4 protein-coding genes are annotated in these 11,144 nt (G+C 64.1%); 1 reads left to right on the top strand and 3 read right to left on the bottom strand.

The features are described 5' to 3' along the window. Positions 1–179: 179 nt before the first annotated feature. Together ampC and NQL71_RS22180 are read right to left on the bottom strand one after the other, a co-directional pair. Positions 180–1,283, bottom strand: coding sequence for a class C beta-lactamase (gene ampC / locus NQL71_RS22185; RefSeq protein ID WP_425520690.1), 1,104 nt, complete (start codon positions 1,281–1,283; stop codon positions 180–182). 50 nt (positions 1,284–1,333) lie between these two features. Continuing rightward, positions 1,334–2,080, bottom strand: a complete 747-nt coding sequence (locus NQL71_RS22180) for a Crp/Fnr family transcriptional regulator (RefSeq protein WP_046815092.1) — start codon at positions 2,078–2,080, stop codon at positions 1,334–1,336. Positions 2,081–2,128: 48 nt separating this feature from the next. On the opposite strand from NQL71_RS22180, the gene NQL71_RS22175 reads away from it, so the two are divergent. Next, positions 2,129–2,407: a hypothetical protein gene (locus NQL71_RS22175; protein WP_274643298.1), complete on the top strand. Its 279-nt coding sequence runs from the start codon at positions 2,129–2,131 to the stop codon at positions 2,405–2,407. A 27-nt stretch (positions 2,408–2,434) separates the two neighbouring features. Here the strand turns inward: NQL71_RS22175 and NQL71_RS22170 are convergent, their stop codons facing one another. Then, positions 2,435–11,083: a glycoside hydrolase family 94 protein gene (locus NQL71_RS22170; protein WP_274643297.1), complete on the bottom strand. Its 8,649-nt coding sequence runs from the start codon at positions 11,081–11,083 to the stop codon at positions 2,435–2,437. Between the last annotated feature and the right edge of the window lie 61 nt (positions 11,084–11,144).

Here is an 11,144-nt window from a genome sequence, read left to right as displayed (position 1 = left end):
AGGCAGATATTTTTGGGCAAGGGTGAAAAAATACCGCTCTAATTCAGGATGGGAGGCGCTACTTCCTGGTCCCGTGGGCTTGCTACGGGCGGCGTTCCGACGATAGCGATTCCTCAGGCGACAACCGTGTCGACTGTACGTCCACGATCGTCTGAACGCCGCCCGCAGCAAGCCGGCTCCTACAGGGCCATTGCACTCAGTATCTGATGAGCAATCTTCACCCGCTCTTCAATCGGATAGTTTTTATTGGCCAGAATCACAACCCCCATATCCTTCGCTGGCACGTACGCCACATAAGCCCCAAACCCACCCGTTGAACCGGTCTTGTTGAGCAGCACATTCCCAGCCTCAGGTTGCGGTGGGTTAAGCCACTGGACCTGATGCGCCTGCATGGCCATCGCCGTCGAGTTTCCCGCCAGCAAACGATCCAGAGTGACCGGATAACGATACATCTCCCACCCAAGCCCCTGGGTCATGTTGCCGACGCTGTAGTAACCGGTATGGGTCAAGGCGATCGCCTGTTGAAGGGGCTTTTCCAGGTTGGCCGGTTGCAGGTTGGCCTGGACAAAAGCAATCAAGTCCGCCGCACTGGTTTTCACGCCGTAGGCTTCGGCATCCAGCGCCCCCGGCCCGACCCGTACCGGTTGGTCGGCCTTGTTGTAGCCCTGGGCATACAGCGCCATGTGCTCCTGCGGCACCTTGAGAAAGGTGTGCTGCAGGCCGAGTTTGGGCAGCAGGGTGTTTTTCATCACGTCGTCGAAGGACTGGCCGATGGCCTGGGCGGCGAGGTAGCCGGATAGGCCTATGCTGGGGTTCGAATACAGGCGGTGGCTGCCCGCGGGGTAGAGCGGTGTCCACTGCTGGTAGTAGCCGAGCATTTTATCGGCCGAATCCGCTTCGGCCGGGAATTGCAGGGGCAGGCCGCCGGCTGTGTAGGTGGCCAGTTGCAGCACGCTGATGTGGTCGAACGCGCTGCCGCGCAGGGCCGGCAGCACCTTGCTGGCCTTGTCGGTCAAGGCCAGTTTACCGGTGGCCTGGGCGTAGGCGGCGAGGGTGGCGGTGTAGGTTTTGCTGACCGAGCCGATTTCGAACAGGGTGTCCTGGGTCACCGGGCTGCCGGTCTCTTTTGAGGCCAGGCCGTAGTTGAAGTACTGCGGTTTGCCGTGGACGGTGACGGCCACGGCCATGCCCGCGATGCCTTGCGCCTGCATGACCGGGCGCACCGCGTCGCTGACGATCGATTCGAGGGGAGCCTGCGCGATGGCCTGGCCTGCCGCGAGCATCGCAACACCGGCGGCCAGCAGTTTCAATTTGCCGGGATTGGGGGTGTGCGTCACGGGTTTCGCTCCATTCGATTGTCGCGGCGCATGGGAAAGTAGGGCAGCAAGCGTTCGGTTTCTTTTTTGACCACGGCGTAGCATTCGCAACTCAGCGCCTCCAGACGAGTCCTGTCGAGGACCTTGATGTGGCCCCGAGTATATTCGATGACCCCCAGGCGCTGCAGCTTGCCGGCGGCGTCGGTCACACCTTCACGGCGTACGCCGAGCATGTTGGCGATCAGTTCCTGGGTCATGGTCAGCTCGTTGCCGGGCAGGCGATCGAGCGACAAGAGCAACCAGCGACACAGCTGCTGGTCGATGGCGTGGTGGCGGTTGCACACCGCCGTCTGGGCCATTTGCGTGATGAGGGCCTGGGTGTAGCGCAGCATCAGCAGCAACATTTCTTCGTGGCGGTTGAACTCGTCCTTGAGTTGCTGGCCGGGTAGCCGGTAGGCATGCCCGGCGCTTTGCACGACGGCGCGGCTGGGGGTGCTTTCGCCGCCCATGAAGACTGCGACGCCAATCAGGCCTTCGTTGCCGACCACGGAAATCTCGGCCGAGGCGCCGTTCTCCATCACATACAACAGCGACACGATGGAGTCGGTGGGGAAGTACACGTGGCGCAGGGCGCCGCCGGATTCATAGAGCACTTGGCCAAGGGGCAACTCGACCAGCTCGAGGTGGGGCAGCAGGCGGTCCAGCGCTGGCGCCGGAAGCGCGGCCAGCAGGTAGTTCTGTTGTGGCTTGGGTACAGCGAACATATCAGCCACCCTTCGCGGGAAAATTCCCTGAGGGGACAGGTTACTCCAATGCGCACTATGCGGGGCAACGCACCGAAGTCGCCGCTGGCATCTGCGATGCTTGAGGGAGCGACGCTGCACCTGCAGCGCCGGACGTTGGAGACTGCCATGAGCAAACACATTGATCCGAATCTTCGCCAGGGCCCCGGCAAGCCCACGGCGAAACAGTCACAAAGCACGCCGCCGCCCCTGCATCCCAAGCACGGGCAGGCGGCCAACCAACCGGTTCACAGCAAACTGAGCGATGCCGTGCAGCCGCACCACCAGGGCCCGAACACTAATGCCTGAACCCTGACCCACCCAGCGTGCTGTAACTCAGCGCTCAAGATCGGCTTCGACGGTTTTGTCGTAGCCAGGCATTAGCGCCTGCTGCGCTTTTACCGGGCAGGTCACGAGCACCTGATGGTCCCTGCCATCATCCGACAATGGCAGTGCATCGTGACCCAGCAACTCGCCGTCCAGCATGATCACCTGCGTGGTGGTCGTGCCAGGGCGCACCTCGATATGGTAGGTCGTCGCCCCATGGCGATAGCGCAGCGTGTAGCCCGGCCAGCCCTGGGCCAGCAGCGGTTCGATGTGCAGCGAAGTGCCGACCCGCTGCACGCCAAGCAAAGACTCGACGATGAAGCGGTACATCCAGCCGGCCGACCCGGTGTACCAGGTCCAACCCCCACGGCCCGCATGGGGCGGCGTGCCATAGACGTCGGCCGCCATGACATAGGGCTCGACCTTGTAGGTCTCGAGCCGGTTGGCGACTGCACCACCTGCCGGGTTGATCATGTCGAGCAAGCGCCAGGCCCTGGCGCTGTCCCCCAGCTCGGCGAACGCCATGCCGGCCCAGACCGCGGCGTGGGTGTACTGGCCACCATTTTCCCGCACGCCCGGCACATAGCCCTTGATATATCCAGGCTCGAGCACACCTGTGTCGAAGGGCGGATCGAGCAGCAGCACCGCGCCGGTGTCGGGGCGAACCAGGTGCTGCTCAACCGAGGCCATGGCCGTACGGCGCCGGGTTTGCGGGGCGGCACCCGAGAGTACCGACCAGCTTTGCGCGATTGAGTCGATGCGGCATTCGTCATTGTTGGCCGAGCCCAGGACCTGGCCGTCGTCAAAGTACGCCCGCCGGTACCATGAGCCGTCCCAGGCATGTTCTTCCAGACTGGCCTGCAGCAGGGCGGCCTGCTGGGTACAGCGCTGTGCGAAAGCGTGGTCGCCATGCAATTGGGCGGTGAGGGCAAAGCGCTGCAAGACATCGAAGCTGAAGAACCCCAGCCACACGCTTTCCCCTTGGCCCAGATGGCCGACCCGGTTCATCCCGTCGTTCCAGTCGCCCGTGCCGATCAAGGGCAGGCCGTGGCTGCCGCGCTGCAGGCTGTGTTCGATGGCCCGTACACAATGCTGATAGAGGCTTTCTTCGAGGTGCGATTTGCCCGGCAGGTCGTAGTAAGACTCCTCCCCGGCATTGAGCGGCCGGCCTTCAAGATAGCCCGCGGGTTCGGCCAGCACACTGAGGTCGCCGGTGACGCTGACGTAGTTACTGGTCGCTAGCGCCAGCCACAGGTAATCGTCCGAACAGCCACTGCGTACACCGCGATCCAGCGGTGGGTGCCACCAGTGCTGCACGTCGCCTTCGGCATATTGATGGGCCGCACACAGCAACAGGTGACCACGCACGCTGGCGGGATCGGCATGGATCATCGCCATGCTGTCCTGCAGTTGATCGCGAAAGCCGATCGCTCCGCCGGACTGGTAGTAGCCACTGCGGGCCTGGAAGCGACAGGCGATCACCTGGTACATCAGCCAGCCATTGACCATCACATCGATGCTCGGGTCGGGGGTCTGGACCTGGATCACGTCCAGCTGCGAACGCCAATGCTCGCGCACCGCCTCAAGTTGCGCGGTTGCCGTCCCCAGGCCTCGGTATTGTTGAACCAGGCGCAGGGCGGATGCCGTGTCCCTGGCTGCGCCGAGGCGGAAGACCACGTCCTGCTCATCGCCGTTGTCGAGGTCCAGGGCCACCTGTATCGCCCCGCAAGGATCGAAGCCGCCACCGGTACGGCCCGACAGGCGTGCCTGCTGCAGTCCCGCCGGTGCCTTGAGGCTGCCGTTGCGGCCGATGAACTCGGTGCGATCGCCGCTAATGCTGGTGTCGGTCGAGTCGGTATCGAGGAACGCGACCCGTTCGCCAAACTCGATCGAATAGGCGTTCCTGGCGAAGAATGCGCCGCTGGTGGGATCGGCTTCCGTCACCACATGCATCGCCGATTTGCTGCGCAAGTCGCCCAGCACCCACTCGACATAGCAGGTCGTCGACAGGCGCCTTGGGCGGCCTGAGCGATTGCGAATCTGCAAGTGCGAGAATTTGATCGAAGCATCCAGCGCCACATACACCCACAACTCGGTGTGGATACCGTCTTCGTCGTGCTCGAAGACGCTGTAGCCGAAGCCGTGCCGGGTACGGTACGCGCCCGTGCCGGGACAAGGCTGTGGCGTCACCGACCAGACATGCCCGGACTCTTCATCGCGCACATAGATCGCCTCGCCGCTGGCATCGGTGATCGGGTCGTTGTGCCACGGGCTCAGGCGAAATTCGTGGGCGTTTTCCATCCAGGTGTAGGCGCCACCGCTTTCGGAAATCACCGAGCCGAAGTGCGGGTTGGCCAACACGTTGGCCCATGGCGCCGGTGTCGGCTGGCCAGGCTGCAAGGTCATGACGTATTCGCTGCCATCGGCACTGAAGCCGCCATAGGCGTTGCCCAGCAGCAAGCCGTCGAGGGCGGGCAGGGCCGTGGCCGCCGTTGCCTTGGCCTGGCGCTTGAGGGTGGGGACCAGCGCCGGGGCCACCGGGCTGGCGTGACGGCGCTGCAGCTGTTCGGCCATGCTGCCTTTGCTTTCGCTGAGCACCAGGCGCGCCACTGACAGGATCAGCGTGCGGTCCTCGTTCGACAACTGCTGTGCCGGACGCACGAATATGCCCCCGGGATGGTCGATCAGCGCGGCTTCGCTGCCGGACGTTACCACCCCCATGATCAGGTCCTGGAGTTGCTGGCGATAGCCGGCCTGGTCTTCGTTCCAGATCACCAGGTCGACCATCAGGCCCTTTTGTCGCCAGTAGGCATGGGCCTTGACCATCTGCTGCACCAGCTCGATGTTCTCCACGGTGGCGATCTGCAGCAGGACGATGGGCAGGTCGCCGGAGATCGCCTGGCCCCAGAGGCTCGATTGATTGCGCCGGTTGGCCATCAACACGCTGTTTTCGGCGCGCAATGCGGCGTTGGCGTAGAGGATCGACGCGGCCATATGTTCAAACAGGCGGGCATCTTCCGGCGTGACATTGAGTTGGCGCAGCAACACTTGGCTGTGGGTCCAGGCCAGGTCGAAGACGCGATCGGCGAGGTGGCGGTCGCGGTATTTGTTGATCAGGTACAGGCAACCTTCACGGCTGTCGGCGACGCCGGTCACCAGGTCGATGGTCGCCGTTTGCCCGGGCTCCAGGGCAATGCGGCAGCGGATCGCGACGATCGGGTCCAGCACCGAGCCGGCAGTGCCGGACAGCTGCTGGACATGGCCATCGAGCGCCGCCGGTGCTGCAACGTCGCGTCCCCGGCCGATGAAGCGCGCGCGATCGGTCTCGTAGGAAATCGCGTCGATGTCCGCGCCATGGGCGGCCAGCAGATGACACATCCAGGGCACGGCTTCCTCAGTGGAACGGCGCCTGCGGGTGCAGACGATGGCCTGCAACGCCGGCAACAGTTCGGTCTGCACGAACAGGTTGCTGAAAGCCGGGTGCATGGCATCACTGATGGCCGGTGCCAGGACCACCTCGGCGTAGGTGGTGATCTCCACGCTGCGCCGTACGCGGCCGCGGTTGGTGATGTGCAGCCGGCGCAGTTCGATATCGTCTTCGGGGGACACGACGATCTCGGTGTGCGTATCGAAGTCGAGCTCGCGAACCCGAAACTCGGCCCGCGCATCGCTGAAAATCGCCTCGTGGCTTTCTGGCCGGTGCCGGGTCGGCTGGTGCGCCGAGGACCAGAACACGCCACTGCTGACATCGCGCAGGTAGCAGAACATGCCCCAGTTGTCGCGGGTCGCGTCTTCATGCCAGCGGGTCACGGCGATGTCGTTGCAACGGCTATAACCGCCGCCGGCACTGCTGAGCATGACGTGGTAACGGCCGTTGGACAGCAGCTGGACGGCGGGGCGTTTGCGCCCGGGATCGGCGAATACGCGAAGGCTGGTTTCCTGTGCCTGTCCGTCTTGCGCAGTGGTAAGCGCCTGGGCCGCATGCAGGTAGGGCGCGGCGGTTTTCGGTACGCGTTCCTGCAGCAACAGGAGGGTCGCCTGGAAGGCCGGGATCGACTCGAAACGTCGCTGCATGGGCCGGTCCAGCAGCAGGCTGGTCAAGGCCAGCAGGCTCATGCCTTGATGGTGCGCCATGAACGACCGCACGACCGCATAGCGCTGGCCGCGAGGCAGACGCGCCTCGGTGTAGTCGACTGCTTCGTACAGGCCATAACGACCGGCCGAGCCCTGGGCCGCCAGGCGTTGCAGGTTGCGACAGGCCGCTTGCGGCTCGACCAGCAGCGCCAGGGCGCTGGCGTACGGCGCAATCACGGTGTCCTCGGCCAGCCCGCGCTTGAGACCGAGGCCAGGCACACCGAACGCCCGATATTGATAATTGGAATGGGCGTCCAGGGTGTTGTAGCCCGACTCGGACACACCCCAGGGGATGCCCAACTGGTGACCATGTTCGATCTGCAAGGCGACGGCCGCGCGGCAGGTCTGCTCCAGCAGCGTGCCTTCATAGCTGGGCATGACCAGGTTGGGCATCAGGTACTCGAACATCGAGCCGGACCAGGACAGCAGCACCGGCACCCCGCGATTGTTGCTGAGCAGGCGCCCGAGGGTGAACCAGGCCTGTTGCGGCAGCTGACCCTGGGCGATGACCACGAAATTGGTCAGGCGCACCTCGGAAGCGAGCAGGTCGTAATAGCCGTTGTCCAGCCGGCGTTCGTCGGCGTTGTAGCCGATGGAGAACAGGTCGCGCTGGGCATCGTAGAGGAAGGTGAAATCCATGCTCGCCAGTGCTGCGGACAGTTCGGCGAGGTGCTCGATCTGGCTGATGCGTGCCCGGGCCAGATGTTGGACCGCCTGCACTTGCGCCTGATCGGCGGCCAGCCACAGCGTGGTATCGAGCTCGGCCATTTGCCGCAAGGTGACTGCGGGTGTCGGTGTCGGCGGCAACTCGAAGCACAGTTGTTCTGCCCGCAGGTCTGCACACTGCGCCTGCAATGCCTGCAGCCAGTAGTGAGCTTCCTCGGCAGACCCGGCCGTGCCGTCGATTGCCAGGGCCTGCGCCTGATCGAGCAGCGGCAGGAGATTGTACGGGGTATCGCGGACAATGGCCGATTCGACCTTCTCGCGCAGTTCAAGCACGGCTTGGTCATCGAGGCCCGCGCCCTGTAGCGCTTGCTGCAGCACATCGAGGGTGTCGCCCAGCCCGCCAAGACCGCGTCGGTCGAACAGTGGGGTATCGATCAACCCCAGAAGCCCCGGCCGCAGGGTGAGCAACAGGCCCGCCAGGTTGCCGCTGTCCACGGTGGACACATACCGCGGCGCCAGCGGCAGCAGTGTCTGGGTGTCGTACCAGTTGTAGAAGTGACCCTGGTGTCGCTCGAGGCTGGCCATGCTATCAAGCATGGCCGTGATGCGTTCAAGCAGGCGCGCGGTGCTCAAGTAACCGAAATCGTGGGCCGCCAGGTGAGAGAGCAAGGCCATGCCCATGTTGGTCGGAGAGGTCCTGTGGGCAATGGTCGGCTTGGGTATTTCCTGGACGTTGTCCGGTGGCAACCAGTTGTCCTCAGGGCCCACATAGCGATCGAAAAACGCCCAGGTCTGGCGTGACAGCCTGCGCAGAAAGCGCAGGTCCTGGGCTGACGGACTGAACCCGCTCGGTGTCGTCGGCAGACTGATCCACCAGGCAATCGCCGGGCTTGCCAGCCACACCAGCAGCAAGGGCGCCGCCAGGGCAAGTACGTGGAGAGAGGGGAGTAGGGCAGCACATAGAAGCAGGGCCAGCGCAGGCGCAATCCACAGGCTTTTATACATGCCGGCCAGATCGTTGCCACTGGAGCGCTCCACCTCACGGGAAGGTTGCCATTGCAGCAGGTGGCGCTTGCTGATCAGCATGCGCCACAGTGAGCGAGCGATCGCATCGACGCTCAACAACGCATCGGAGGGCAACCAGACAATCGACAGCAGTGCCCGCATGAAATGCTGGCCCGAGGTATGCAGCGCCGCGCTCAGGTGTTGCCCCAGGGGAATATCGGCCGCTTTCTGCACCAGCGCCAGGACCGACTGCAGCACGGGTTGCAGGCACACCAGAATGACCACCGCCAACGTCCAGGAGGCGGCCTCGTCCGAAGCCAGCCAGCCCCATGCCAGCATGGTCAGGAAGGCGCCCGGCTCCAGGCTGCGGCGCAGATTGTCGAAAATTTTCCAGCGGGCCAGGTTGCTCAGGCCATTGGCCGCGAAGCCGCCCTGGGGTTTCGGTGCCCATGGCAGGGCCCAGTACAGGACTTGCCAGTCGCCGCGAATCCAGCGATGTCGGCGCTTGGCATCGGCGCTGTAGCGAGACGGGTATTCCTCATACAACTGCACATCGCTGAGCAGCCCGCAGCGGGCATAGCAGCCTTCGATCAAGTCATGGCTGAGGATACGGTTGTCGGGCAGGCAGCCCTTGAGTGCCTGTTCGAAGGCGTCGACGGCATAGATGCCCTTGCCGATGAAGGACCCGTTGCGAAACAGGTCTTGATACACATCGGAAACGGCGCGGGTATAAGGGTCGATGCCGGCATCGCTGCCGAACAGGCGGGCGTAGGTCGAGCGTGCCGTGCTGGGCAGGCTGATCCCCACGCGGGGCTGGAGGATGGCGTAGCCGCTGACGATCTTGCCGCTCTGTTGATCGAAGACCGGATGGTTCAGCGGGTGCATCATGGCACCGACGCACTGACGCGCGACATCCCGTGGCAGCAGGGTGTCGGTGTCCAGGGTGATGACGAAGCGCACCGCCATCAGCGGCGCGACATCACCGACGATCAAGGCGAAGCGCTCCCGGCCTTGGCCACGCAGCAAGGTGTTGAGCTCGGCGAGCTTGCCACGCTTGCGCTCATGCCCCATCCATACCTGCTCGGTCGAGCTCCAGTGCCTGGGCCTGTGCAGCAGGAAGAAACGGTCGACCTGGCCATCGGCATATTTGTGGTTGAGCGCCTCGATCAGTTGACGCGCCAGGGCGAGCAGTTCGCCGTCTTCGGGCATCACTTCGGCAGGGGCGTCCATGAAGTCACTGAGCAGCGCGAAATGCAGGTTGGCATCGCGATTGGCCAGGAATCGCACTTCCAGCCCTTCCGCCAGCGCCTCGATGTCGCCGGCGTTGGCAAACATCGTCGGCACCGCCACCAGGGTGCGCGCCTCGGCCGGTATGCCTTTGCTGTAGTCCAGGCGCGGCAGTAGCGACGGGACTACAGTGAGGGTCACCAGCCAGTTGACCAGCCCGATCGCCAGGCGGCTGGTCATCAAGAGTGCGGGCACGGCGAGCAGGATCAGGCCCCAGGTTGGCGTGCCGCTGTGGTATGCACTGCTGAGAAATGGCCAGGCCAACAGCAGTGTCAGCAGCAGTGCGGGGCACAGGTAGAATTTCAATGGAGCGCTCTGCAGCAGGCGCTTCCATCGATCGTGCAGCGGCACGCTGGCGTGCAGCGCTCGTTCCAGGCTGAGTAATCCGTCGGCCACCAGGTAATAGCCCACGTGTGCGCTCACTCCGGCCGTGGGGGCGGGCTTGCTGGCCAGTTCGATGGCGGCTTGTGCCACCTGGGTTTCAGACTGCAAGCAATGCCGGGCCAGGCGTTCGACCACATGGCGGTAGCGATCGCGGGTGGCAAAGTCCATGTTGGAGTAGACCGCCGCCGGGTCCGTGCACAAGACCTGTTCGACATGGCTGAGCAGCTCGACGAACTCGCGCCAGTCGGTCGCTGCCAGCAAGCGCAGGCTGGCGATGCTGTTGCTGATGGACACCTGGTCGCCGGATTGCTGCTGGGCATCCATCTGCACCAGGCGTTCTACGGTCAGGCCGGCCTCACCGAGGGTTTGTTCTATCCACGCCATGGGCAAGATCAGGGCGGCGCTTTGCCCGTGCAGGCGGCGCGCCAGTTCTGCAACGAATGCCGGCGTCATTGGCGGTGCCGAGCGCGCCATGTCGGCCACGGTCAAGACCACGCTCTTGGCGTCGCGCTCGGCCATTTCGATCAAGCGATCGGCCCAGTCATCGGCCAGGTTACGGTCATCGCGGTTGGCCATGACCCGGGACGCCACGCGCCGCAGGTTCTCGATCAGCGCCAGGCGCAGCATGATCGGGATGGCCCACAGCTCGCCCAGGGCCAGCGGCGTGATGGTCTGGTACGAGGCGATGAAACAATCCAGGCTCGGCGCGTCGACCCGGCCATCGCCGTGGGCGATGGTTTCCAGGGCGATGTCGTAGACCCGCGGCAAGCCTGCCGAAGGACCTTCGGCCAGGCGTGGCAGCTCGCGGCTATAGCCGTCGGGCAGGTGGGTCCGGGCGGTGCGGATGTTTTCTTCGATCAGGTAGAAGTTGTCCAGCAGCCATTCCGCCGCCGGGGTAGCGCGTCGGCTGGACAGTTGCACGGTCTTGAGCGCTGCGCAGCTACGTTCCAGCAGCAATTGGTTGTCCGTCAGGCGGCCCAGCAAGGCATCCTTTCTTGAAAGACGACCGAGCACGTGTTGGCGGGCCAGTACGATTCCGTGGTCGGCCATCTGCTGCGCGTTGAACAGGTCGGAACGCAGGATGGGCTCGTACTCGAACTTGTGCCGCGCGGCACTCCACCGCAGCCAGATGGCCGGTGAGCGCCAAAGGCTGGACAGGGTGCGAGTCAGGATATTTTCCATGAAATCCTTCGTACGACCCGCGCAGGGCGGGTCGCATGTGGAATGAAGGCGGTTCTACGCC

The sequence above is a fragment of the Pseudomonas serbica genome (assembly GCF_028823535.1).
Taxonomy (GTDB): Bacteria; Pseudomonadota; Gammaproteobacteria; order Pseudomonadales; family Pseudomonadaceae; genus Aquipseudomonas; species Aquipseudomonas serbica.
This window is presented reverse-complemented; position numbering and strand designations above follow the sequence as displayed.

Excerpts from the sequence above, each read along its gene's own strand:
- ampC (WP_425520690.1), bottom strand. The coding sequence starts at position 1,283 with ATGCTCGCGGCAGGCCAGGCCATCGCGCAGGCTCCCCTCGAATCGATC.
- NQL71_RS22180 (WP_046815092.1), bottom strand. The coding sequence starts at position 2,080 with ATGTTCGCTGTACCCAAGCCACAACAGAACTACCTGCTGGCCGCGCTT.
- NQL71_RS22175 (WP_274643298.1), top strand. The coding sequence starts at position 2,129 with ATGCGCACTATGCGGGGCAACGCACCGAAGTCGCCGCTGGCATCTGCG.
- NQL71_RS22170 (WP_274643297.1), bottom strand. The coding sequence starts at position 11,083 with ATGGAAAATATCCTGACTCGCACCCTGTCCAGCCTTTGGCGCTCACCG.